The sequence below is a fragment of the Bacillus sp. FJAT-44742 genome (assembly GCF_002797315.1).
GTDB lineage: Bacteria > Bacillota > Bacilli > Bacillales > Marinococcaceae > Thalassorhabdus > Thalassorhabdus alkalitolerans.
Map to the genome: position 1 here is coordinate 165269 of NZ_KZ454936.1, position 23592 is coordinate 188860.

Here is a 23592-nt window from a genome sequence, read left to right on the forward strand (position 1 = left end):
GAAAGAGGATTGCCTAGCCTTCAGCTGCTGATTTATTATTTGATACTCAATGAAATGATGATTTGTCATATGAAGAACAAGGTGAACAGCTTGACCGCTATGGTCTGGTTTGTTATTCATATTGTAAGTTGTAAGTAATAAGGTGAAGACTGATTTCATTGATTACACCATTAGAATGGTGCATATTGTGAAATCACCTTTCTTTTTGTGTTAGAATAAGTCAATAATGCTAGTAACGATTGCCAATCTTAATGTGATTTTAACAGAATTCATAAAGCAGTAAACATTTATTGCAGGATTTTCATCCTTTTAATTAAGCAGGAGGGATAAGCGTGGCAGCCAGAGAAGTCAGTGATCAGTACTATCGTCCGCTGCAAGATTTGCGGATTTCTATAATGGATAAATGTAACTTTCGCTGTTCCTATTGTATGCCTGCAGAAATATTCGGAGAAGACTATGCTTTCCTGCCCGAGGAAGAGCTTCTTTCCTTTGATGAAATTGTCAGACTAACAATGGAATTTACGAAGCTTGGTGTGAAAAAGCTCCGTCTTACAGGAGGAGAACCTTTGCTGCGCAAAAACGTTCCAGCCCTGATTGAAAAGTTGTCAGCCATTTCAGGAATAGAAGATATAGCATTAACAACAAACGGCGTTCATTTAGTAAAGCAGGCTCATGCACTGAAAGAAGCCGGCCTCATGCGTGTGAATGTAAGTCTTGATGCATTGGACACTGAAATATTTCAGCATATGAATGGAAGAAAAGTAAAGCCATCAGCAGTTTTAAAAGGCATTGATGCAGCTTTGGCTGCGGGGCTGCACGTAAAAGTAAACATGGTGGTAAAAAAGGGAGTTAACGATGGCGAAGTAGTAAAGCTCGCTTCCTATTGTAAAGATAAGGGTATAACCCTTAGGTTTATAGAATTCATGGACGTCGGCACAACAAATGGCTGGGATTTTTCACAAGTAGTTACAAAAAAAGAACTGATGGAAAAGGTTTCTTCGATCGCGCCTTTAGAAATCTTAGAAAGGGATTATTTAGGCGAGGTTGCTTCAAGATATAGATATAAAGGTTCGAAAGCAGAAGTAGGATTTATCTCTTCTGTTTCAGATACTTTTTGTGGAAATTGTACAAGAGCCAGAATCTCAGCAGACGGAAAACTCTTTACTTGTCTTTTTGCTGAAGAAGGCCATGATCTTAAAGAATATATTCGCTCCGGAGCCAGTAATAGGGAAGTCAGTAATTATTTAACTGACATATGGAAGAAGAGAACTGATAAGTATTCTGAAGAGCGGACAGCAGATACGGTAAACAACCGAAAGAAAATAGAAATGTCTTATATCGGGGGGTAGCCACTGCCCCTTTTTTAGTTAGAGGAGGGAATGACCGTGGTAGAAAAAAGGAAACCCATACCAGTAGAAGATGCTGTAAACAAAGTAATGGACTTAGCGAAGAAAGGGAAAAAAGAAATGGTTCTGATCGAGGAAGCCCATGGCCGCTATCTGTCAGAGGATTTAATTGCTGACCATGATGTGCCTTCTTTTGACCGCTCTCCTTACGATGGTTTTGCCATTCGTGCTGAAGATACCATAAATGCAAGCAGTGATCATCCTGTTACTTTTGAAGTTGTCGGTGAAATCGGTGCAGGTTCTTTATTTGAAGATAAGGTGAAGCCTTTTCAAGCTGTACGCATTATGACGGGGGCTCAGCTTCCGAAAGACTGTGATGCTGTTGTTATGCTGGAGCTAGTGAAGGAACATGGAGAGAAGGACAACCCTCTAATCGATATTAAACGTACTTTTCAAAAGGGTGACAATATCTCTTTTCAAGGCGAAGATACGAAAAAAGGAACAGTATTAGCTGAAAAAGGCTCCTATATTAATCCCGGAGTATCAGCTTTGCTGGCCACTTTTGGCTATAAAGAAGTCCCTGTTGCCGCAAAACCTGTTGTAGGAGTGATTGCCACAGGAAGTGAGCTTCTGGAAGTGGAGGAAGAGCTGGTTCCAGGGAAGATCCGTAACAGCAACGCTTATATGGTTCTCGCCCAAATTGAAAAAGCGGGAGGACAAGCTGAATATTTTGGGAAGTTTGAAGATGATTTTGAGGCATGTTTGCAGGTAACGAAAGAAGCATTATCCAAAGTGGATATGTTAATTACCACCGGAGGAGTTTCGGTCGGGGATTATGATTATGTGCCTGAAATTTTTAAAGCTCTGGGGGCTGAAGTGCTGTTTAATAAAATAGCGATGCGTCCTGGAAGTGTCACCACTGTCGCCCACACAGACGGTAAATTTATTTATGGTCTCTCTGGAAACCCTTCAGCCTGTTACGTAGGGTTTGAATTATTTGTGCGGCCAGTTCTTCATACCGCTTTTTACCGCAGAGCGCCTCATTTACGAAAAACTAAAGCAGCACTGGGGGCTGACTTTCCAAAGCCTAACCCATTTACTCGCTTCATTAGAGCTAAGATAGAGTACGAGGAAAATAAGCTCCTTGTTTTTCCTTCGGGGCTTGATAAATCGGGTGTTGTTACTTCGCTTGCTGCAGCAGATGCACTAATTGTTCTCCCTGGTGGTACAAGAGGTTATGAGCAGGGAATGATCGTTGATGTTTTGCTTTTAGAAGATTTTCAGGGAAGTGAATGGCCGTGGACCAACATTGTCCAGTCTTACAGATAGTCGGTTACCAAAATAGTGGAAAAACAACCCTGGTCGAAAAGCTGATAGAAGCTGCTTCGGCTGACGGGATGGAGATAGCTACAATAAAGCACCATGGTCATGGAGGAAAGCCTGACACTGAAATAACATCAAAAGACAGCCGTCGGCACCGTCTGGCCGGTGCTTCTTTTACAGTAGTAGAAGGTCAGGGAGTTCTTCAGATGGAGGGTGTTCGTTCGAAGTGGTCCCTTGAAAATCTTATTGAGCTGTACCAGTATTTTCAGCCCGATGTTATTCTGGTTGAAGGGTATAAAGCCGAAGATTATCCAAAAGTTGTCTTACTAAGAGACAGTGAAGATTTATCATTACTTGAAAAGGTAACGAACGTTCTATGCGCTGTGGTATGGACACCGGTTGGTATTGAGAACGTAAAGACTTTCCCGATTGAAGCACAAGAGCAATATATCAAATATATTCTAGATACAATGAGGGATTAACATGGCAGACAAGCTTTTTGAAGTGACGGACAAATCATTTTCCATAGAAGGAGTCATCGATAAGGTAGTCCGGAGAGACTGCGGAGCAATTGCTACTTTTATTGGAACAGTGCGCGAGCTTACCCATGGAAAACGAACCCTTCGGCTTAAATATCAAGCGTACGAATCGATGGCAGTTAAGACGCTTGAAGATATTGGGAAAGAGGTTCAGGAAAAATGGCCCGGTTCAACCATTGCTATTACTCATAGAGTTGGGATGCTCGAAATCACAGATGTGGCAGTGGTGATTGCCGTTTCCACTCCCCATCGGAAAGCGGCTTATGAAGCAAATGAGTACGCTATGGAGAGAATCAAGCAAATAGTACCTATCTGGAAAAAGGAGTATTGGGAGGACGGTACAGAGTGGGTAGGGGATCAGCTTGAGCAGACCCCATATCCGAAAGGCGCACCTGAGAAAGGAGAAAATCATGATTAAGATCCTCTTATTTGCAAGACTGCAGGAGGTTATCGGCAAGGACCAGGTAGAGGTGGAAAAAGCAGGATCAACAGTCAGTCATTTAAAAGAGTGGCTTCAAGAAGAATACGCAGTGGGGCCCCTGGAAAATACAATGACAGCAATTAACGAGCAATATGCCTATGACGATGAAGTTGTCCAAGAAGGAGATACCATCGCATTTATACCTCCAGTAAGCGGAGGATAATAAAACCCCAAGCCTTACCTTAAAGGAGGCTTGGGGTTTTGCATGTTATGCTCTTAGCAAGGAACGAAGCTTGCCATCTCGTTCCTGTCTTTCTTCTTCTGAAGCCAAATCGTATTTTTTCAATAAATGAAAGAGCTCGTTGAGGGAAGGCTGATCAGGATGACTGTTAAGGAAATCCTTGCTTCCTTTGTACAACTCACCTGGAAGAAACTCCTTTTGATCTGAAAGCTTTTTAAAAACATCCTCAACAGAATGATCGATATTACAAGAACCCATAAATATCACCTTTCTTTTTACTATTTACATGCTATTTTAAAACAATCCGGGATGGATGAGAATACACATTAAACGAGCTGCCGCGGATAAATCCAACTGCAGTGATATTTAAATCTTCCGCCAGTTTTATTGCCAGGTCAGTAGGAGCAGACTTGGATAAAACAATACCAACGCCTATTTTTGCTGCTTTTGTTAAGACCTCTGACGAAATGCGGCCGCTGAAAACAAGAATCTTATCGCGGACTGGTATCTTATTTAACAGGCAGTGACCGTATAATTTATCAAGAGCATTGTGCCTGCCGATATCAGTACGGCTCACAATCATTTCTTCTTGAGTACAGATTGCTGCGTTATGCACTCCGCCTGTCCCCTTGAATACATGGCTGCTCTCCTGCATTTCCCTCATAAGGCTGATGCATTGCTCCGCTGAGATCGTTGCCTCCACTGTAGACGTTTTCGCTGTTTTTACATCATTATGAAAATAAAATTGACGGCTTTTTCCGCAGCAGGAGCCAATAAAACGTTTGGAATACATTTGCTGGTTCATGATATTTTGATGATGAAGCTCTACATACGCGAATCCTTTTTCTTCATCAATGGAAAGCTTGTTTATATCATCCCTCAACCGGATAACTCCTTCAGAAGCTAAGAAACCTGCCACCATTTCTTCCAGATTAACTGGTGTGCATACCATGGTAGCAAACTCTTCATTATTGACGTGGATGGTTAAGGGAAACTCCGTGACAATGTCATCCTCAAGATTATGAAAATTCTGGTCCCGGTATTTCACGATAGACCTCTTTAAGCTCATTTCCTGGGGCATAGTATTTCACCTCTTTATATAGACCATATGTGGCACCTGACAAGGAACCATATCTCCTGGCTACACTATAAACAGATTCTTCAGGAAGACACAACCCTTATCCTTTTTCTCCTTTATATTACAAAATTGTTACAAAATTGTCAGGTGCCAGGCACCCTTTTTTAATAATGTGTATAAAAATTGAACTTTTCTTCGTAAAAACTATTGAAACTGCTTTCAAAAGGCGGTATTATTTATATGAATTCAAGAAATTGTAACAATTAAGATACGAGATAGCGGTCCTGTCATCGATTTTAATTGTTGCAACTACGGATATAATAAAGCGATTACTGTTGGTATTTCAGAGCAGCGAACCTGCGTGAAACTAACCGTTGCGTTTCTTTTTGGGGTTTTTTTAATCCCGGGAAGTGATGGCAGCGGTTTTTTATTTGGAGAAGGAGTGGGGAACAATGGGGAAAACAAAAAATCGCTGGCTCATAGCGCTGGCAGCTGTTGGAATTCATATTTCAATTGGTTCAGTATATGCATGGAGCGTATTTACCAATCCCTTAGCGGAAGAGTACGGATGGAGCTTAAGTGCGATTTCTTTAACCTTTAGTATAGCGATTGCATTTTTAGGACTGTCTGCAGCTTTTATGGGTCACTTCGTTGAGAAGTATGGTCCAAGGGCTTCAGGACTTGTTTCAGCGACATTTTTTGGAATTGGAATTGTTGGTTCAGGATTTGCAGTAACTGTGGAATCTATTTGGCTATTGTATCTTACATACGGAGTATTAGGCGGAATCGGTCTTGGAGTGGGCTATATTACTCCAGTTTCCACACTGGTGAAATGGTTCCCTGATCGCAGGGGTTTGGCAACGGGCTTAGCGATTATGGGCTTTGGCTTTGCTGCCATGATTGCAAGCCCTATTATGGCCACGTTAATTGACTCAGTCGGAGTAGCAAGCACATTTTATATTCTGGGTGTTTCTTATTTTGTCATTATGCTTGCTTCAGCTTTGTACCTTGAAAGACCACCAAAAGGCTACATGGAGGGTGTGGGGAATGCCAATAAGAAAGCATCTCCAGACCTTGCTCAGCTCACTGCAAATGAAGCAGTAAAAACAAGACGTTTCTGGTATTTATGGGTCATGCTTTTCATCAATGTAACATGCGGAATTGCCATCCTTGCTATTGCCTCTCCTATGGCCCAGGAAATTGCGGGACTATCAGCCGCAGCAGCTGCAACGATGGTTGGTATCATGGGCTTCTTTAACGGAGCAGGCCGATTAGGTTGGGCCTCTATTTCAGATTATCTTGGACGCCCGAATGTCTATACTGCTTTCTTTGCCATTCAGATTGTGACATTTTTGATGCTTCCATCAGTAACCCATGCTTTGGCTTTCCAGCTTATCTTATTTTTAATTATGACTTGCTACGGCGGCGGTTTTGCTTCAATCCCTGCTTATATTGGCGACATCTTTGGAACAAAGCAGCTTGGAGCGATTCATGGTTACATTTTAACAGCCTGGGCTTGTGCAGGACTGGTTGGTCCCCTTCTTGCTTCCTACGTGCGTGAGGCAACTGAAAGCTACGCAGCTACACTGTATATCTTTGGCGGAATGTTTATTCTTGCTTTAATCGTTTCTCTTGCGATTCGAGTTGATATTAAACAGCTGAGACAGCAAAACCAGGAGCAAAAGCTCGCAAGTTGACAATTGACAGTCAGACATCTACCCTTTTACTATAATAAACTGTAAAAAGGTTGGAGAATGATGGGTAAATATGAGGCTGAATTTAGTAACTTAGTCAGGGCGTTTCGGAAAAAGCATATGGGTAAAGGGCCCAGTAAAATTAGTACAACCTTTTGCAAAAACTGGGCAATATGTGAAATGGAAGGGAATTTATCGCCAATCGAGAGATTTATTGCGAGTGCCGATGAAGGAAAACAAATGCTTCGGGCTGCACGAACAGAGATGGTAAAGGATATGTATCGCAATAACCCTCCACGTGAAATGGAGGAATTCCTGGGATGCAGGTTTGTTGAACTGTTTGTTGACATTGATATAGAACAGGACAAAGGAATGTCAATCTTTGTGTTTGATGAAAATCTTGAAGAGAAATTCTCTAATTAAATATTGAGGTTTGGCACTTGGCAGCGTTCCTGTTAAAGACTTAACCACCGTAGCATTTTAGTTTTCTAAGTGTACGGTGGTTTTTTTATAAGAAAACATAAAGTGACCGTAAGGATCTGAAAGATAAAAGGAGTGTTATCAATGGGGAATACGAAGCATAACGGCCCTATGAAGAAATCAAAAAAGCCAGCACCGGAGCACTGGGTAAGCCCTGTGCCGTTTGGACTTGGAAAAGTAAAGCCAAAACATATCCGTGATTCATTTAAAACAATGTGGGAGAACAAAGATAATCTGGGGTATGCAGCAAACATCATCACAAAGGGCGTCTGCGACGGCTGTGCCTTAGGAGTATCTGGTCTGTATGACCAAACGTTAACAGGCCCTCATATGTGTACCACAAGATTTAACGTTCTCCGTTTAAATACGATGCCTGCCATTAAAGAAGAGATCCTTCATTCTGACATAGACGAATTAAGAAAGTATTCAAGCACTGAGCTGCGGAAGCTTGGACGTATCCCTTACCCTCTTATCCGCCGGCCAGGAGAAAGAACATTCTCTCGAATTGAGTGGGATGAAGCAATGGATATGGTTGCTTCCAAGATGAAAAAGCTGGATCCCAAGCAGTACGCGTTTTATTTAACATCTAGAGGGATCACCAATGAATCTTATTATGTAGGAGCAAAGGTTTCTCGCTTTTTAGGAACCAATAACATAGACAATGCATCTCGTATCTGTCATTCACCAAGTAAAACAGCATTAAAGCGTTCTGTAGGTGTAGGAGCATCGACAGCAAATTATCAAGACTGGATCGGCACAGATGTTCTTTTGTTCTGGGGAAGCGTGGCTTCAAATGCTTCACCGGTTTCTACAAAATACATGCTTGAAGCTAAGAAAAAAGGAACGAAAATTATCGTCGTGAACCCGTACCGGGAGCCTTCTATGGATGAGTACTGGGTCCCTTCAGTCACAGAGTCAGCTCTGTTTGGCACGAAAGTAGCAGATGACTTTTACCAAGTGAATATAGGCGGAGATATCGCCTTTATGCACGGCATTATGAAACATTGGTTTGAGATGGAAAAAGCCGAGCACGGTTCCGCGGTTAACCATGAGTTTGTAAATGAGCATGTGAATGGATATGAGGAACTTAAAGGTAAAGTAGAAGAACAGTCCTGGGAAGAAATCATAACGTCCTCAGGTGTGAGTAAAGAAAGAATTATCGAACTGGCAGAGCTTCTTGCCAACAGCAAAAATGCAGTGTTCGCATGGGCACTTGGTTTAACGATGCATTCTTTTGCTACAGATAACATCTCTCAAGTGGCAAACCTTGCCTTGTTACGTGGATATCTGGGTCGTAAGTACAATGGCTTAATGCCATTTAGAGGACACTCCTCTGTTCAAGGAAGCGGTGAAATGGGAGCAGACCCATTCGTTCTTCCGGGAGGCGATTTTAAAGGAGATAACATTGAGAGAATTGAAAAACTGTGGGGCTTTGACCTTCCAAAATGGCAGGGAGATATTGTTGGTGTTACCCTTGAGAATATTGTTCTTCCAGAAGATCACGAAAGAAAAATAAAACTTTACTATTTATCTGGTGGAAATTTCCTCGAGACAATGCCAGAGCCTGATTTTGTAGAAAAGGCACTATCTGAACTTGATATCAGGGTTCACCAGGATATTATATTAAATACCTCCACGCTTGTAGACGCGAAAGAAGCTGTCATCGTTCTTCCTGCAAAGACACGTTATGAGCAGGAGGGGGGAGGAACCTCTACCTCAACAGAAAGAATGGTTTATTTCTCGCCTGAAATCGAAGGAAATAAAAATAGAATTGAAGAAGCTCGTGCAGAGTGGAAAATTTACGTTGATTTAGCAAAACGTGTGAAACCGGAAACAGCTCATTTGGTTGATTTTAAAGATGCTCAGCAAATACGTGAAGAGATTGCCAAGGCAAACCCAAGCTATGAAGGAATTCAGCATCTGAAAAAGCAAGGGGATGTGTTCCAATGGGGAGGCGCATGGTTATGCGAGGATGGAATCTGTCCGACACCTGATGGAAAAGGTAACTTAATTACTGTAGATATTCCAAACTTAAATAAAAAACCAGGAGACTTTTATATCACCACGAGACGAGGAAAACAATTTAACTCTATGGTGTATAAAGAAACAGATCCCTTTAACCAGGCAGAAAGATATGACGTACTCATTAACAGAGAAGATGCCAAAGATCTTAGTGTAGAAGAAGGCGAGGGCATTGTCGCATACAATCAGTTTGGTGTATTCCAAGGGCGTGCAAGGTTTGCAGATATTGCGCGAGGAAACCTGGGTGTTCATTTCCCAGAAGGAAACTTCCTCCTTCCGAAAGGCCGCTATGAGAAATTTGCCGGCATGCCAGATTATAATATTGCCGTGAAAGTGGAAAAGGCAGATCGATTTAATGCACGTAAGGATACAAAATACCTTGAAAAGCCTGTGGAAGATTTAGAAACAACTGTAAGCTAATATATACTATTTAAACCCGAAGAGTCTAGCTTTTCGGGTTTGTTCTTTGTTAAATGAAAGGGCTAGGAGCTGGCTGATTGATTACTTTTTTTCCTGCTGAAGAAGTTCTTCATTACAACAATGACAGCTAACAAAAGGGGGATGATTATTTGAAAAGGAATATGCAGGTAGTAAGGGACCCATTCAAGCCCTATTTGAAAGTGTTCGATCGTATTATCGGCAATGATTAATGATGGTATATAAATCATGCCCCCTACTGTATAGGTTACCCATCCTTTTTTCTCTTCGGTGTTAAAGACTGTAGATAAGCAGACAATGGCTGCGTAAGCGAAAATTACAATTTTAAAAAAGCCCCCGACATGTAAAATTACAACAGCGACAGGGTCGATGCGCTGAATGAAGTCCCTGATGTTTATTTTTTCTACCACATCAAGTAACGGAAAAGCTGAGTATTGAGTAAGTTCAGGGGTCATAACGGCAATGATTAAACTCATAAGCAGGGAGAGAAATAAACCGGTGAACAGGATGGCTCCTAAGCCAACCTTGATAACAATATTGTTCTGGTACTGACTTACATAAGGGAGAAGCGCAGTAAAAGCGATTAACTCCCCAAAAGGAAATGTGATAAGCAAGGGGAAGACTACAGAAAAAACATTGGTCCACCCATCTTCCAGGACAGGCTGGAGGTGCTTTACGTCAGGTAAGTCACCTACTAAAACAAAGACGGCAAAAGCTAACGCAATTAAAAAAACGATTGGAAAGAATATTTCAGAGGACCGGGCTATTACTTCAAAGCCGGCATAGCATCCATAGATAATAACGAGGATCATCAGTAAAGAGATAACAAACATTGGTGTTTCGGGGATCAGCTCAATGATGACTAAGTCAGCAAAGTCCCGTAGGACTCGTGCCCCTATATAACAAAAGTAAAGAGCATACAAAAAACCTACAAATTTCCCTAGAAAGGTTCCAAGGATTTTTTCTGCATATTTGGAAAGGGGAAGCTCCGGATATTGAGTGAACAAGTAGGCATACATTAAAAATAAAAGCATGCCTGCAACCATTCCTAAAAGAATTGCAATCCAGGCATCCTGTTTAGCATCAATGCCTACTCCAACGATGACAGCGCTTCCGGACTGAAAAAGGGCCATTAAAAAAAACAGCTGTATTAATCCAATTCGAGCTTTTTGCATCCTTCCTCTCCTTCCCTCTTGGATAAAACCCCAGGATTATTATTTTTTCTTTTCATAAATAAAGGATTCAGTCAATGTGCCTGTATGGTGAATGGAGAAATCGACGTTCACATTTACATGTAGATCTTCAAATTGAGTATTCCAATCATTTTTTACACTTTTCCAGTAGGAAGGATCAGCTCTGCGGATGTCTTCTCCAAACCCAAAAATGTCGCTTCTAAACTCAGTTTGAGCCTGGACAATCGAATCCATGGATATTGTCTTAATATCATCAGCTATCTCCTTTTCAAGTTTTTCAATAGTGTGAGGGTCAGATAAATCAATGGCACAAGTGACTTCAGCGATGTTACCCTCTGTGGAAATGTTAACGTCTATCTGAGGTTTGCCGTTAATCACCTTTGCCTCAATGCTGCTTTCTGAACGAATCACTTCAAAGGTAAGCGTGCCGTCGTTACAGGGAATTACGCCTAAGGTACTTTGCACATTTCCAAGGGTATAGTTATAGCCTTTGCTTTGATCCTCCGTCATCCAGCCGACCAGTTTTCCCTCCCGAAAGGCAGCCAGGTTTTGAAGCTGCAGCACTGCCTGAGCTTCAATAGTTTCCACATGCTCTCTTCTACCGCCTATCTCCTTATCGCCAACAACCCTTATACCAGTTACTACAGGGTTATCCCCATCTAGTACCAGCTGTTCCACAATGTCATCGATTTGCATTCCTTTGGTGGGAGCCCAATTTTCTTCAGAAAAAGTGATAGAGGAAAATACCTTTTCTGCAGGAATTTCTTCCACCCTAGTTAACACCTTTAATATTTCCTTTGCTTGTTGGTCTCTGCTGATAAGGACAAAAAAATCAGTCCTTACTTGATGATCACGGAAAAAAAAGTCCAATACTTCAGCAAAGTCCTCCTCAGCGATCTTCTCACTAATGACGATGACTCTGATATGAGCTAAATAAAGCTTTCGAGGAATATCAGTGGTTAACCGACGCAACCCTTCAAAGACAGAGTCACCCGTTACTCTATGCGTGGCAACGGGTGACCTGTCTGTCCGCTCTTCCTCCACGTTTTGGGCAGGGTTAATAATTTGTGCTGAGATTTCATAAGTGTCGTCCGTTTTATCAATGGCGATCATTGAAGCGATAGATAGATCATCAAGCTCTTTGGCATTCCAGCAGCCAGCCAGAGGTAATAGCAAGAGACAACAAAGTAACAGCAAGATTAGTCTTCTATCCATCACAATACACCCTCTTCGTTCCTAATTATTAGGTGATTCAGGCTGGGGTTTTGGTGTTTCATTTCTTAATATATTCTCCTTTGTCATAAAGCTTGGACGTGTCTTTAATGTCCACCATGGCAGGCGAAGGATTGTATCTTTCTGCTCTTTTCCCTGTAAAGGAGTTAAAGGAGCCATATAAGGAACACCAAAGGATCGAAGCTTACATAAGTGAATGATTAAAGCAATTAATCCAAAGAGAATGCCAATAAGTCCCAGCACGGAAGCGATGATCATAAAAGCGAACCGTAATAGGCGAACAGGAATCGACATGTTGTAATTTGGCATGATAAAGTTAGCTATTGCTGTGATTGCTACGACAATCACCATAGCTGAAGACACGAATCCTGCTTCAACAGCTGCTTGTCCAATGACGAGAGCCCCTACAATTGAAATGGCTGATCCTACGGCTCTCGGCATTCTTACTCCGGCTTCCCTTAATATTTCAAAGGTTAATTCCATTAAAAAAGCTTCCACTACAGCTGGGAAGGGAACACCCTCCCGTTGGGCCGTCAGTGTGATTAACAACGGGGTAGGGAGCATTTCCTGATGAACGGTCGTTAAGGCTATGTAAAAAGACGGAACTAACAAGGATAGAAAAAAGGATACATAGCGCAAGATTCGTAAAAATGAAGAAATATCGAATTGAAAATAGTAATCCTGTGGTGATTGAAAAAATTGAGTGAATAGGGCAGGCACTAATAGAACAAATGGAGTCCCGTCTACAACAATAGCAACCCTGCCTTCTAATAAGCCTGCAACAGCAGTATCGGGCCTTTCAGTGTTGTAGATCGTAGGGAAAGGTGTGTAATAGCCATCATGTATTAATTCCTCCAGCTGTCCGCTTTCTATGATCGCCTCAATGTTAATTCCATCTATTCTCGTTTTTACTTCATGTACAACGTTTTCACTGGCCACATTATTGAGATACACTATGGCTACATCTGTTTGAGATTTTTTTCCGATTATTTTTTTTTCTATCCAAAGATTAGGATCTTTAATACGACGCCGAATCAACGCCAGGTTTGTTTCTAACGTTTCGTTAAAACCTTCTTTTGGTCCTCTAACCACTGTTTCAGTAGTCGGTTCTTCAAGCCCGCGTTCCTGCCAGCCTCGAGTATCAATGGCAATGCATTTAGCATAGTGGTCTAAGAGAATAAGCGTGTTTCCTGAAAGAACGTTATTATAAAGGTCGTCAAAACTTTCAACAATTTCAATTTCGCCGCTTCTTAGGAAAGATTGATGCAAGTATTCAAACAGGTCCACATGAGGCGGAATGGAAGAAGTTTTTTTAGTTTCCACCATTAAATTATCTAAAATGTTGTTTTGGACGGTGTTATCATTTATCAACCCATCCGTATAAATTACCGTAACCTTCATATGATAGCCTTTTTTAAAGGTAAAGTGCCTAAAAATGATATCAGCGCTTGATCCTAAAGCTTCAGTTATAGTTTGAACATTTTTATCAAGAGAGGTAGACAAATTGTTAGTATCATCAGAGGACTGTTGACTGCTTTCTGGTTTTTTCAGCTTATTTCTTACTGAAGTAATTTTCACTGTGATCCTCTCCTACCAGCCAGGATATCAGTTGTAGTTTTAAGCAATATCAACAATATTATCCAAAGGATTACGGATGAATAAAAAAACAAGGGATGTAGATATTTTTCCTCTACATCCCTTGTTTTTATAATTTAAGGCCTGTCCTGCTTTTAAATCTTCGTAATAATATATGGCTCTCGACCCTTGTAATTCCGTTTAATTCATATAATTCTTCATTAATAAATTGTTCAAGCCGGGTGAAGTTTTCGACTAACACATGCATATGGAGGGTGCTTGGGCCTGTCATTTGATAGCAGCTGGCTACGCTCGGGTTTTCAACAAGAGCTTCGGCGACCGATACAAGGTGGGAAGGCTCACAGTCTACTTCAAAAAAAGCAGAAACAGCTTTGCCGGCAAGCTCAGAGTTAATGACAACGCTGAACTTCTCAATCACTCCTTTTTCCTGTAGGACTTGCACACGGTCACGCACAGAAACCCTTGATATATTCAAGCGCTTGCCAATATCGACATAAGACATACGACCATTTTCAATCAGGCATTCTAATATTTTTTTATCAGTCGAATCTAATTCCATAATTTTCACCTACATTTCTGCAAGGTAATAGGGTTTTGACAAAGCTGACGGCACTTGGAAAACAAGTGAAGTGAGTTGCTCTTTAGGGTAAAAGAGCAGTACAAAGCTAAGCTGGGGTTACTGCAGCAAAACAACAATTTCCAATAACAAATAGTATAAACAGTATAACAAGAGAATTATCAAAAAGAAATTAAAATATAAATTTAATTACCATAATGTTTGGATTGGTAAATAAAAATATACATAAGTTAGGTTAAATGTGCTACTATGAGTACAAAAGAACATCAAGAAAAAGGGGAGTGAGAAAGTTGCTACAAATGAAGATATTCCTCGCTTTTTTCCGGGTGGGAATCCTTGGCTATGGGGGCGGACCTGCTTCTATCCCACTCGTTTATAAAGAAGTTGTGGATCATTACAAATGGCTGTCTGAAGATGAATTTGGAGATATATTAGCGTTAGGAAATACACTTCCAGGTCCGATTGTAACGAAGCTTGCTGGATACATAGGTTATTCTGTCGGTGGTGTTATTGGAGCAATAAATGGAGTGATTGCCATTGTTATGCCTACTGCAATAATGATGATTGCTTTTTTTGCGGCTCTTGCAAACTTTCAGGATGCTCCCTGGGTAACAGGCTTAACAAATGGTGTACTCCCTGTAGTGACAGTGATGATGGCTGTGCTGACTAAAAACTTTGTCACTAAGTCCCACTCAGATTTAGGATGGAAGTTCGCAGGAATACTGTTGCTTATTGGGATAGTTGTCATTGGCTTGTTTGATTTCCATCCAGCTATTCTTATTGTCATTTTAATTATTGCTGCTCTGGTTAAACGAGACCCTTTAGAGAAGAAGATTAAGGGCAGGGAAGGAGGAAAAGAAGAATGATATATGTAGAAATTTTTATAGCCTTCTTCCTTCCAGGAATTTTAGGTTACGGCGGCGGTCCTGCCTCCATTCCGCTTATTCAATATGAAGTAGTGGAACGATATGAGTGGATGACCGTACAGGAGTTTAGTGAGGTTCTTGCCATCGGTAACGCCCTCCCAGGTCCTATTGCTACAAAAATGGCAGCATTCATCGGGTATGAGGTAGGAGGCTGGCTTGGTGCCGGAGTTGGTTTATTTGCAACCATTGCCCCTTCTCTTGTCATGATGATTGCCTTGGTTGGATTGCTATATAAACATAAGGATTCACCAAAAGTAAAAAGGCTGACGCAATATGTGCGGCCGGTCATTGCAGTTTTACTGGGAATTTTGACTGTTCAATTTTTAGCTGGCTCTGTAGAAGGCGGCGGTATCCTTCATACTATCATTTTGCTTGTCGGAAGTTATTTTTTATTAGAGAAATGGAAGGTTCATCCTGCTATCGTTATTGTTATTTCAATCGTGTACGGGGTATTGTTTCTTTCAGGCGGGTAAGTAAAAAGGATGGGTCGTGAATAAACCACGGCCCATCCTTTTTATTAAAAAATTATCCTGGTGGGATGACTGATTTCTCTGTTGAATGTCTCGAACTTTCTCTTCTGCGCAAAAGTACTTCTAAAGCAATGATAGAAGCACCAAGCCATGCACCGCCGACAGCGTATCCGGCAATTACATCACTGGGGTAATGAACCCCTAAATAGATACGGCTTAGACCAATGAGGAATATTAAGATAGTGAAAGCAATGACGGTTATTGACTTGGTTGCTTTGCTTTGAAGAAACAAAACAAAATAGTATGCCAGCATTCCGTATGCAATGATAGCCATCATCGAATGCCCGCTCGGAAAACTGTACCCAGACTCCACAACAAGGGGGTTGATGTCCGGACGCTCTCTGTGAATAATCCATTTTAGCAGCCAGTTGAGTCCTCCACCCGCTGCGACGGTAAAGATGTAAAGAATACCTTCCCAGGTCTTCTTAAAAATAAACAACATAAGTGACGTAATTATCACCAAAATGATCAAAGCTTGAACAGATCCCAAATAAGTAATCGCGTTAAATGAGTCTGTTAAAAGTGGTGTAATCCATGATTGAACCCAGGTAATGATTGCAAAGTCAAATTGCTGAAGTAGATTAGGGTTTAGTTCACTTGCCAAAAGCTGTGTTAACACCATAAATAAAAGAATCAAAATACCGATTGTCACAAGGTACTTGCCGTACTGTTTTAAAAATTCCTGTCTCAAAACCACTCACCCCAATAATATGGACTGCTTTTTTTCTATTCCTCTTCTTTTCAGCTTCAACACATAAAATTATCATATTTTTGTTACATGGAAAAAAATATATATATGTATAAGCTCTTCTTAATAATCAAACGCTAGGGAAGAGGATGAAAGGAGAGCTTTGTAATGTCTAAAGTAACAAGCGTTTTTTGGATATCGATGGTTATTGCGCTTGGTTTTGTGTTGTGGGGTGTTATTTTGCCGGGTCAGCTAGAAGCCGCCATGGATACAGCCCTTGCATTTTTCCTGGAGAACTTTGGCTGGTTTTATCAAATAGCAGCAACTTTCTTTTTACTATTTGCTCTTTATTTAATCATCAGCAAGTACGGGAAGATTAAGCTTGGAAAAGATGAAGACAAACCAGAGTTCAGCCGCCCAACCTGGATCGCTATGCTATTTAGTGCAGGAATGGGAATAGGACTGTTATTTTTTGGGGTTTCTGAACCGATTTCACACTTTGTCAGTCCGCCTATGATAGCGGGGGGAACAGATGACGCGGCAATCATGAGTCTTCAGTATACATATTTGCATTGGGGATTTCATGCATGGGCCATATACGCCACGATAGCCCTTGGACTTGCATATTTTAAATTTAGGAAAGGATACCCAGGGTTAATTAGCGCTACACTATATCCACTACTTGGGGACCGAGTAAAAGGACCAATTGGCGTCACGATTGATATTGTAGCGGTATTTGCCACCATATTTGGAGTATGTGCTTCTTTGGGGTTAGGAGCTGCTCAAATAAACGGTGGATTGAGCTACCTTACAGGTATTCCTAATAACTTTACGATACAACTCATTATTATTGCGGTTGTTACTTTGTTGTTTATTTTTAGCGCCGGGACTGGCATCAAAAAAGGTATTAAATATTTGAGCAACACGAATATGGTCCTGGCAGTGATGCTATTCTTTGCCCTGTTATTTCTCGGTCCTACGGTATTTCTTCTGGAATTGTTTACAACCACATTTGGAAGTTATATCCAAAACCTTCCTGCCATGGGACTTAGGCTGGCTCCTTTTAATGAAGGGGATGCCGAGTGGTTTCAAGGGTGGACCATTTTTTACTGGGCATGGTGGATCGCCTGGGCACCGTTTGTAGGTACTTTTATTGCAAGGGTATCAAAAGGAAGAACAGTAAGAGAATTCGTAGTGGCGGTACTGATCATTCCTTCTGTTGTTTGTACTCTTTGGTTTGCTGTATTTGGGGGGACAGGAATCTTCTATGAATACACAATGGGCCTTCCTGTTTCTGAGCAGGCTCTGGAGACCGCTTTGTTTTTTGTATATGAGCAAATTCCATTGGGAGCCATCCTGGCCATAATTACTGTATTTTTAATTAGTACCTTCTTTATCACATCCGCTGATTCAGCTACTTTTGTGCTAGGGATGCAAACAACAAATGGAGGGATTAACCCTCCAAACGTTGTAAAGTTCAGTTGGGGTTTTGTGTTAGCGGCATCAGCAGCAGTGCTTATGGCTTCGGGAGGGCTTGAAGGGTTACAGACTGCGATTATAGTCAGCGCTTTTCCTTTAACTATCATATTATTTTTCATGACGTTTTCCATGTTGAAAGCCTTTAAAGGAGAAGTGAAACCAGAACCTACCGGCGGCAAACTGCCAAAGATTAGGTTAAGAAGAAGAAAGGGAATTAAAGAGGAAATAAAACCAACCTAATCTAGTAATAGCAAAAAAGGCTGAATGGTGGAGAACCATCATTCAGCCTTTTTTTATAAGAAGAGAGGATTATATTTGTACAGATTTTCCTTCAAGTTTCCATTCTCTTCTCCAGCCAGCCTGTGCAATTAAAAGAAGTCCAAGGGCACACAGACCTGTGAGTGATAGAACAATGAAGCCGCTGGCGTACGTCCCGGTAAGATCTCTCAAAGTACCAAGAACATTTGGAAGGAAGAAGCCGCCAACGCCGCCTGCCGCCCCAACAATGCCTGTTACCATGCCAATTTCTTTTTGAAAGCGCTGTGGAACAAGCTGGAAGATTGCTCCGTTACCCATTCCCAAACAGCCCATACCAACAAAGAGTAACAATGTTACTAATGCTAAAGGAGGCAGGAAGCTGACACCAAGCATACAGATTGATACTCCTACAAACAGGAAGGTTAATAATTTTACACCGCCGATTTTATCAGCAATCAATCCGCCAACTGGACGCAGGAAGCTTCCTGCAGCAACGACCAGCGTTACAAATTCACCGGCACGAACAGCTGCTAAGTCGTATTGGGAAACAAAGAAATAGCTTAAAAAACTGGACAACCCGACAAACCCGCCAAACGTTACACTGTAAAGGATACAAAAATACCAGGCATCTTTCTCTTTAAGTACTTTAAAATAATCTAAGACAGGCTTTGGCTTTGGCTGATTAGGAGGTTCTTTAGCGATAAACATATATGAAATCAAAACCAGAGTTAAAGGGATAAGTGCTAAACCAAATACAGCATTCCAGCCGTACAGCTCTGCAAGACGTGGACCAAACAATGTAGCAAGAAGGGTACCACTGTTCCCTGCTCCTGCTATCCCCATTGCCAAACCTTGCAGTTGAGGAGGATACCAGCGACTTGCCATTGGAAGAGAAGCGGAGAAGCTTGCTCCAGCAACACCAAGCAGGATACCAATCATGTACAATTCAGCAATTGTAAAGCCAAACAGCCATCCCCAGAATAAGGGTATCATTGTTACAATCATTCCGCCGATGGCTGTTTTTTTAGGACCGAAGCGGTCTGTGAGAATCCCCATAATAATTCGGAACACCGATCCTGCTAGAATAGGGATCGCAACAATAAGCCCGACTTGTCCTGCTGTTAAGTTAAAATCTGCTGTCAGGTAGGCACCTAAAGCACCTAATAAAACCCAGATCATAAAGCTAATGTCAAAGTACAAAAAGGCCGAAAACAACGAAGGGGCGTGTCCACTCTTTTTCAAGTCCGACAGTTTCATGTTTCATAATTCCTCCTTATTTGGTGTGTGAGTTTATTATGACAAAAATAAGTAAGTGGCAGTCAGATTATGTTAGCTTTACTCACATGGTTTTTATCGGAAAGAAAACGATAGAGTGGGAGGAACGTGCAAACAATGTAAAAGAGGAGTGTAAGAGATAAGAAAAACCCCTGCCAGTTTGTCGGCAGGGGTTTTTACTTTGTCGTCGAACAAAGATTCCCTAAATGGGGTATGTAAAATCCTATACTATTATAGTTTAATAGGTTTAGAAGATATGTCAATATCTTCTTGGGGAAATATACATAATATTTTGTTCCGTCAATTGTAGAATGGTAAGCGATGTTCTTCACTGATAGAAACGTAATCGAGAAAGCAGAAAACCCGCTTTCTCGTAAATTTTTGCTTTTACTTCCCAAGGGAAAGTTTACCAAAGTAGGCTGCCTGGTATACTTCAAAAATATCATTCTGGCTGTAGGGTCTTGGACTTCTTTGAAGCAGCCGTTTTTGCTTGATTCCTTCTTCAGCGAGTAAAGGTATGTCTTCTTCTTTTACTCCAAACCTATCAAGTGTTTGAGGGATTCCTGTATCTCTTACGATCTCCTGCAGAGCCTGAACAGCTGACACAGCGGCCTCTCGGGTACTTAATAGTGAAGTGTCTACGCCCAATGCAGCTGCAAGGTCAGTCATTTTTTCCATACATGATGGCCAGACAAAATCAAATACATAAGGAAGCATGACAGCATTTGATTCCCCGTGGGGGATTTTATACAGTCCGCCTAATGGATAAGCCAACGCGTGGACTCCCGCTACACCAGCATTATAAAAGCTTAATCCAGCGAGAAGGCTTCCCCACGCCATCTTATTTCTGGACTCTTCGTGACTGCCATGCCACACGGCGGTCCGAATATTTCTGGAAATCAGCCGAACCGCCTCAAGAGCCAGCGAATCTGTTAAGGGGGTGGCATTAACTGAAATATAGGCTTCTACAGCATGAGTTAACGCATCAACACCTGTAGAGGCTGTTATTCTTGGCGGAACTGTATACGTGAGTTCTGGATCTAAAACAGCCACGTCGGCTAACAATAGTGGGTCAGTAATAACGTCTTTTGTTTTTTCTAAGGAAAAAACAGAGATATCGGTAACTTCTGCCCCGGTTCCTGAGGTAGTAGGGATAAGCATTTTAGGCAGCCCTTTGTTTTCAAGCTTGCGGCTGCCGGTAAGGTTCAGGAAGTCCCCAGGCTCTCCTTCATTGCCATAGAGGACAGAGGCGGCTTTGGCAACGTCCAGGGAACTTCCCCCTCCAATGCCGATCACAAAATCGGCATTGCTTTCTTTTAATGCTTGTACCGCTTTTCTTCCTGTTTCAAGTGGCGGTTCTGGCACTAGGTCGTTGAAAGTAGAATAGGAGACTTTCGCATCTTTCAGCACGTCTTCCAGTTTGCTTAAAATGCCTGCCTGTATGATTCCAGGATCAGCAAAAATCATAACTTTACCTGCGTTGAAGTTTTGAAGCTCTTGAGGAATATTCTTTAAAACTCCTTCTCCAGATAAAATTTTAATAGGAGAGACAAACTGATGCATAATCAAATTCCTCCCTATAAAGATTCTGTTTTGCCCGGGTTAAAGACACGATCAATCTCGTGCTGTGCCGGTTTTGGAGTGACAAGAGACAGAACAAACATAAGAATCAAGCTGACAAGCACCCCGATACCAGCTGCGGCAAATGGGTTGTCGAGTCCTACACCAAGGTAGACGATCCAGTAGGTAGAAGTACCAACCAGCATAGAAATAATGGCAGCTGATTTTGTTGCTCTTTTCCAAAGAGTACCGATAACAAGCGGTCCTGCAGTAGCAGAAACAATCGCCCCGATCCCTATCCATAGATATACTGCCAGGTATTGCGGCGGTGTCCATGCCATCCAGATCGCAGCACCAATGACTACGAAGGTTCCGTAACGGCTGATCATCAGTTCTACCTTTTCAGCTTTTTCAGTTGTAATATTGCTTCTTGGGACAATTGTTTTTCTGTAAATATCGTTGGCAAGTAATTGTGTTAAAGAAACAATTAAACCGTCAGATGTTGACATAATGGCTGAAAGAACTGCAATAGCGAAAAAGGCTGCAATAATTGGCGGAAATAATTCACTAAACAGGACTGGAACGACCTGGTCAGGATTAATGTTAGCTCCCGGGTCGATCACAGCGATTCCAAGCATTCCACCTAATGCCATTAATGGAAGAGTAGTGGCGATAACTGTACAGTACATAATTAGTTTCTTCAAATCTTTTCCTGATTTAACAGCCATGAATTTGTTTCCTAGATGAGGAAGAATACTAAAAGGTATATGGGCAATGAATAAAAGAATGACAAGCCATGCAGCGCCATATGTATCATGCCCAGGGATAAATAAGGTATCAAATCCGCCTTCAGGCTTTCTCTCATTTATTGTATCTATCATACCAGAAAAACCGCCATCAACACCGTAACCCATTACAAAAACGACAACGACTACTATGGCAATAATAAGCATTAAAAAGCCTTGAATGGCATCAGTTAAAATATCAGAATGAGAGCCGCCTAAGAAAACGTAAACAGAAAGAACGATCCCTGTTAATATCAAGCCGACACCATAATCAATTCCCATCATGGTTTGGAACATGGTTGCTGCGGCAACAAATTGAGATACAACATAAAAGATTAATAAAATTGAAATAACAGTTAAAATAATGCGTAAGAAATCACTGTTAAAGCGTTCACCCATAAATTCAGGAATTGTTCTTGTACCAAACTGGTCACCAAAACGTTTAATAGTTTTTGCCACAAACACCATACCTATAATAGTGGCGATAGGGTACAAGAGGGGATACCATAAGCTTGGTGCCCCGATATCGTAAGCCAGGCCCGGCATTCCCATAAAGGTAGAACCACTGGAAATACCTGCGCTTATAACTAATGCAATGGTGAGCGGGCCATAGGTTGAACGGGCTGTTGCGAAATCATCAGCGTTATCAGTCCGTTTCATGCCGACCCACCCAAAATATAACATGACCCCTATAAAGAAAACCATAAAAATCCAGGAGTACATAACGATCGTACTGTCCATGGTGCAGAACCTCCTTTAGATGTGCTGTGTTTTATTTTTTTTCGTCTTCATCGAGCAGGTTTGTTTTCCATAATAAAACAAACATAAAGATCCAGGTAGATAGAGTGAGAGTGACAATCCAATAGAGCATAGTCATGATCTTAATCCTCCCTTATCGTAGTAAAGAATGAGTGAATTTCTGGATATTTATCCAAATTCTCTGCATGTCCGGAAACAGGCTCATACAGCATTGTTCTTGTTTGATTCTTTCCTGTATGCTTTTGCAGATGTACTTCATAAGGAAGATAGGCTGTTTTTTCTTCTATCAACTCCAGCCTAGGCACATTCCAAACTCTCGCATAGTGGACATAGAATCGCCTTACCATTTCCCGGGAACTAGCCAGATATGTGCTTTTTTCTACTTTGCTTGGGATAATTTGATTCTCTTTGACTTCACCCAGTGAGAAGGAAGGCCATTCATCCGCAAATGAAGAATCTCCTTTAATTAAATTAGAAGCAACAACTCTTTTTTCAAGCTTTGGCTTTTTAAAAAAAGATTTATAATGAATCTCCCACTTTTGAAAGTTGTATGGATAGTAAAGGGGGATAATTCTTTCAGTTATCCATTTCTTGTTCTCAAGTTTTTCAGCATGTAAGTGATGGGCCTTATAAACAGGTATAATGATCGATGACTTGCTCATTGTGGTTTTTGACAGGCTCCCTTCACTTGTTGTCATTGTTTTCACCCCTAATATTTAATGCTTATCATTTTCAGTTCAGTCATTTCCTCCACTGCGTATTTCACTCCTTCGCGGCCGTATCCAGAATCCTTGACCCCTCCGTAAGGCATATGTTCCAATCGAAGTATAGGGCGTTTCTCTTGCCCATGTATAAACAAGCTTTTTGCATAAAGTACTTCCCCAAAAATGCATACGTATTCACAAAAGGGCAAATGGGAGATTTGAGCTCTACAATTTCAGTTGTATTTATTCTTTATAATGGTTTTAGACCTAAAACCACAGCCTCACTTTTGAATGCGCATTCAAAAAAGCACAGACTAATTGTAACCACTTCAATTTTTGATGTCAATTAAATATTCAGAAAAAATCCATAAAACAGTTAAGTTATACTTTAATATTCTAAGAAAAAATAGCTTTTCGGGAAGCACTGCAAGGCTTTAGTCTAGAGTG

Annotated in this window: 22 protein-coding genes and 1 pseudogene; 11 read left to right on the forward strand and 12 right to left on the reverse strand. The window is 41.3% G+C overall.

Features of this window, described 5'->3' with window-relative positions; all coding sequences use genetic code 11:
• The first annotated feature begins 395 nt into the window (after positions 1-395).
• Genes moaA through moaD form a run of 5 tightly spaced genes read left to right on the forward strand, consistent with a single transcriptional unit; the run spans position 396 to position 3852 of the window.
• On the forward strand, positions 396-1349 hold the full coding sequence (moaA, locus tag CEF17_RS00775) for a GTP 3',8-cyclase MoaA (protein WP_232725551.1): 954 nt from the start codon (positions 396-398) through the stop codon (positions 1347-1349).
• Positions 1350-1379: 30 nt separating this feature from the next.
• Positions 1380-2675 (forward strand): molybdopterin molybdotransferase MoeA, encoded by a 1296-nt coding sequence (locus tag CEF17_RS00780; RefSeq protein ID WP_100397879.1) that lies wholly within the window; start codon positions 1380-1382, stop codon positions 2673-2675.
• Positions 2639-3151: a molybdopterin-guanine dinucleotide biosynthesis protein B gene (gene mobB, locus CEF17_RS00785; protein ID WP_100397880.1), complete on the forward strand. Its 513-nt coding sequence runs from the start codon at positions 2639-2641 to the stop codon at positions 3149-3151. Before CEF17_RS00780 ends, mobB begins: the two co-directional genes overlap by 37 nt.
• Position 3152: 1 nt before the next feature.
• Positions 3153-3626, forward strand: coding sequence for a molybdenum cofactor biosynthesis protein MoaE (locus tag CEF17_RS00790; RefSeq protein ID WP_054637503.1), 474 nt, complete (start codon positions 3153-3155; stop codon positions 3624-3626).
• On the forward strand, positions 3619-3852 hold the full coding sequence (gene moaD / locus CEF17_RS00795) for a molybdopterin converting factor subunit 1 (RefSeq protein ID WP_100397881.1): 234 nt from the start codon (positions 3619-3621) through the stop codon (positions 3850-3852). Before CEF17_RS00790 ends, moaD begins: the two co-directional genes overlap by 8 nt.
• 45 nt (positions 3853-3897) lie before the next feature.
• Here moaD and CEF17_RS00800 read toward each other — a convergent pair whose 3' ends face one another.
• Complete coding sequence (locus CEF17_RS00800) at positions 3898-4128, reverse strand: hypothetical protein (protein WP_054637497.1); 231 nt, start codon at positions 4126-4128, stop codon at positions 3898-3900.
• Between the two features lie 31 nt (positions 4129-4159).
• Entirely contained in the window at positions 4160-4951 is a 792-nt protein-coding gene (gene fdhD / locus CEF17_RS00805; protein ID WP_100397882.1) for a formate dehydrogenase accessory sulfurtransferase FdhD, read from the reverse strand.
• Between the two features lie 449 nt (positions 4952-5400).
• Here fdhD and CEF17_RS00810 point away from each other — a divergent pair, with 449 nt between their 5' ends.
• From CEF17_RS00810 to CEF17_RS00820, 3 genes are all read left to right on the forward strand, one after another.
• Complete coding sequence (locus tag CEF17_RS00810) at positions 5401-6645, forward strand: L-lactate MFS transporter (RefSeq protein ID WP_100397883.1); 1245 nt, start codon at positions 5401-5403, stop codon at positions 6643-6645.
• A 60-nt stretch (positions 6646-6705) separates the two neighbouring features.
• A complete protein-coding gene (locus CEF17_RS00815) occupies positions 6706-7065 on the forward strand; it encodes a Na-translocating system protein MpsC family protein (RefSeq protein ID WP_100397884.1) in 360 nt (119 codons plus the stop codon).
• Positions 7066-7206: 141 nt separating this feature from the next.
• Positions 7207-9564 (forward strand): FdhF/YdeP family oxidoreductase, encoded by a 2358-nt coding sequence (locus CEF17_RS00820; RefSeq protein ID WP_100397885.1) that lies wholly within the window; start codon positions 7207-7209, stop codon positions 9562-9564.
• A 62-nt stretch (positions 9565-9626) separates the two neighbouring features.
• Here CEF17_RS00820 and CEF17_RS00825 read toward each other — a convergent pair whose 3' ends face one another.
• From CEF17_RS00825 to CEF17_RS00840, 4 genes are all read right to left on the reverse strand, one after another.
• A complete protein-coding gene (locus tag CEF17_RS00825) occupies positions 9627-10757 on the reverse strand; it encodes a GerAB/ArcD/ProY family transporter (RefSeq protein ID WP_100397886.1) in 1131 nt (376 codons plus the stop codon).
• A 39-nt stretch (positions 10758-10796) separates the two neighbouring features.
• Positions 10797-11990 carry a Ger(x)C family spore germination protein gene (locus tag CEF17_RS00830; protein ID WP_100397887.1) on the reverse strand — a complete coding sequence of 398 codons (1194 nt, stop codon included), beginning with the start codon at positions 11988-11990 and terminating at the stop codon, positions 10797-10799.
• Between the two features lie 21 nt (positions 11991-12011).
• Positions 12012-13586: a spore germination protein gene (locus CEF17_RS00835; protein WP_232725376.1), complete on the reverse strand. Its 1575-nt coding sequence runs from the start codon at positions 13584-13586 to the stop codon at positions 12012-12014.
• A gap of 127 nt (positions 13587-13713) precedes the next feature.
• Positions 13714-14163 (reverse strand): Lrp/AsnC family transcriptional regulator, encoded by a 450-nt coding sequence (locus tag CEF17_RS00840; RefSeq protein ID WP_100397889.1) that lies wholly within the window; start codon positions 14161-14163, stop codon positions 13714-13716.
• 308 nt (positions 14164-14471) lie between these two features.
• On the opposite strand from CEF17_RS00840, the gene CEF17_RS00845 reads away from it, so the two are divergent.
• Both CEF17_RS00845 and CEF17_RS00850 read left to right on the forward strand, forming a co-directional pair.
• A complete protein-coding gene (locus tag CEF17_RS00845; protein ID WP_100397890.1) occupies positions 14472-15047 on the forward strand; it encodes a chromate transporter in 576 nt (191 codons plus the stop codon).
• Positions 15044-15580 (forward strand): chromate transporter, encoded by a 537-nt coding sequence (locus CEF17_RS00850; RefSeq protein WP_100397891.1) that lies wholly within the window; start codon positions 15044-15046, stop codon positions 15578-15580. The genes CEF17_RS00845 and CEF17_RS00850 overlap by 4 nt, the downstream gene beginning before the upstream one ends.
• Before the next feature lie 52 nt (positions 15581-15632).
• Here the strand turns inward: CEF17_RS00850 and CEF17_RS00855 are convergent, their stop codons facing one another.
• Complete coding sequence (locus CEF17_RS00855) at positions 15633-16328, reverse strand: phosphatase PAP2 family protein (RefSeq protein ID WP_100397892.1); 696 nt, start codon at positions 16326-16328, stop codon at positions 15633-15635.
• A gap of 165 nt (positions 16329-16493) precedes the next feature.
• Here CEF17_RS00855 and CEF17_RS00860 point away from each other — a divergent pair, with 165 nt between their 5' ends.
• Positions 16494-18044: a glycine betaine uptake BCCT transporter gene (locus CEF17_RS00860; RefSeq protein ID WP_100397893.1), complete on the forward strand. Its 1551-nt coding sequence runs from the start codon at positions 16494-16496 to the stop codon at positions 18042-18044.
• A 69-nt stretch (positions 18045-18113) separates the two neighbouring features.
• On the opposite strand, the gene CEF17_RS00865 is transcribed toward CEF17_RS00860, so the two are convergent.
• The 5 genes and pseudogenes from CEF17_RS00865 to CEF17_RS19780 form a co-directional block, all read right to left on the reverse strand.
• Positions 18114-19319: a nitrate/nitrite transporter gene (locus CEF17_RS00865; RefSeq protein ID WP_100397894.1), complete on the reverse strand. Its 1206-nt coding sequence runs from the start codon at positions 19317-19319 to the stop codon at positions 18114-18116.
• A 405-nt stretch (positions 19320-19724) separates the two neighbouring features.
• Positions 19725-20900: an iron-containing alcohol dehydrogenase gene (locus CEF17_RS00870; protein ID WP_100397895.1), complete on the reverse strand. Its 1176-nt coding sequence runs from the start codon at positions 20898-20900 to the stop codon at positions 19725-19727.
• Positions 20901-20914: 14 nt separating this feature from the next.
• Entirely contained in the window at positions 20915-22423 is a 1509-nt protein-coding gene (locus CEF17_RS00875) for a sodium:solute symporter family protein (protein ID WP_100397896.1), read from the reverse strand.
• Between the two features lie 140 nt (positions 22424-22563).
• Positions 22564-23139 carry a hypothetical protein gene (locus tag CEF17_RS00880; RefSeq protein WP_100397897.1) on the reverse strand — a complete coding sequence of 192 codons (576 nt, stop codon included), beginning with the start codon at positions 23137-23139 and terminating at the stop codon, positions 22564-22566.
• Positions 23140-23150: 11 nt separating this feature from the next.
• A pseudogene (locus CEF17_RS19780) lies at positions 23151-23258 on the reverse strand (aldehyde dehydrogenase family protein); the annotation flags it as partial.
• Positions 23259-23592 lie beyond the last annotated feature (334 nt).

Excerpts from the sequence above, each read along its gene's own strand:
- moaA (WP_232725551.1), top strand. The coding sequence starts at position 396 with ATGGATAAATGTAACTTTCGCTGTTCCTATTGTATGCCTGCAGAAATA.
- CEF17_RS00780 (WP_100397879.1), top strand. The coding sequence starts at position 1,380 with ATGACCGTGGTAGAAAAAAGGAAACCCATACCAGTAGAAGATGCTGTA.
- mobB (WP_100397880.1), top strand. The coding sequence starts at position 2,639 with ATGGCCGTGGACCAACATTGTCCAGTCTTACAGATAGTCGGTTACCAA.
- CEF17_RS00790 (WP_054637503.1), top strand. The coding sequence starts at position 3,153 with ATGGCAGACAAGCTTTTTGAAGTGACGGACAAATCATTTTCCATAGAA.
- moaD (WP_100397881.1), top strand. The coding sequence starts at position 3,619 with ATGATTAAGATCCTCTTATTTGCAAGACTGCAGGAGGTTATCGGCAAG.
- CEF17_RS00800 (WP_054637497.1), bottom strand. The coding sequence starts at position 4,128 with ATGGGTTCTTGTAATATCGATCATTCTGTTGAGGATGTTTTTAAAAAG.
- fdhD (WP_100397882.1), bottom strand. The coding sequence starts at position 4,951 with ATGCCCCAGGAAATGAGCTTAAAGAGGTCTATCGTGAAATACCGGGAC.
- CEF17_RS00810 (WP_100397883.1), top strand. The coding sequence starts at position 5,401 with ATGGGGAAAACAAAAAATCGCTGGCTCATAGCGCTGGCAGCTGTTGGA.
- CEF17_RS00815 (WP_100397884.1), top strand. The coding sequence starts at position 6,706 with ATGGGTAAATATGAGGCTGAATTTAGTAACTTAGTCAGGGCGTTTCGG.
- CEF17_RS00820 (WP_100397885.1), top strand. The coding sequence starts at position 7,207 with ATGGGGAATACGAAGCATAACGGCCCTATGAAGAAATCAAAAAAGCCA.
- CEF17_RS00825 (WP_100397886.1), bottom strand. The coding sequence starts at position 10,757 with ATGCAAAAAGCTCGAATTGGATTAATACAGCTGTTTTTTTTAATGGCC.
- CEF17_RS00830 (WP_100397887.1), bottom strand. The coding sequence starts at position 11,990 with ATGGATAGAAGACTAATCTTGCTGTTACTTTGTTGTCTCTTGCTATTA.
- CEF17_RS00840 (WP_100397889.1), bottom strand. The coding sequence starts at position 14,163 with ATGGAATTAGATTCGACTGATAAAAAAATATTAGAATGCCTGATTGAA.
- CEF17_RS00850 (WP_100397891.1), top strand. The coding sequence starts at position 15,044 with ATGATATATGTAGAAATTTTTATAGCCTTCTTCCTTCCAGGAATTTTA.
- CEF17_RS00860 (WP_100397893.1), top strand. The coding sequence starts at position 16,494 with ATGTCTAAAGTAACAAGCGTTTTTTGGATATCGATGGTTATTGCGCTT.
- CEF17_RS00865 (WP_100397894.1), bottom strand. The coding sequence starts at position 19,319 with ATGAAACTGTCGGACTTGAAAAAGAGTGGACACGCCCCTTCGTTGTTT.
- CEF17_RS00870 (WP_100397895.1), bottom strand. The coding sequence starts at position 20,900 with ATGCATCAGTTTGTCTCTCCTATTAAAATTTTATCTGGAGAAGGAGTT.
- CEF17_RS00875 (WP_100397896.1), bottom strand. The coding sequence starts at position 22,423 with ATGGACAGTACGATCGTTATGTACTCCTGGATTTTTATGGTTTTCTTT.
- CEF17_RS00880 (WP_100397897.1), bottom strand. The coding sequence starts at position 23,139 with ATGACAACAAGTGAAGGGAGCCTGTCAAAAACCACAATGAGCAAGTCA.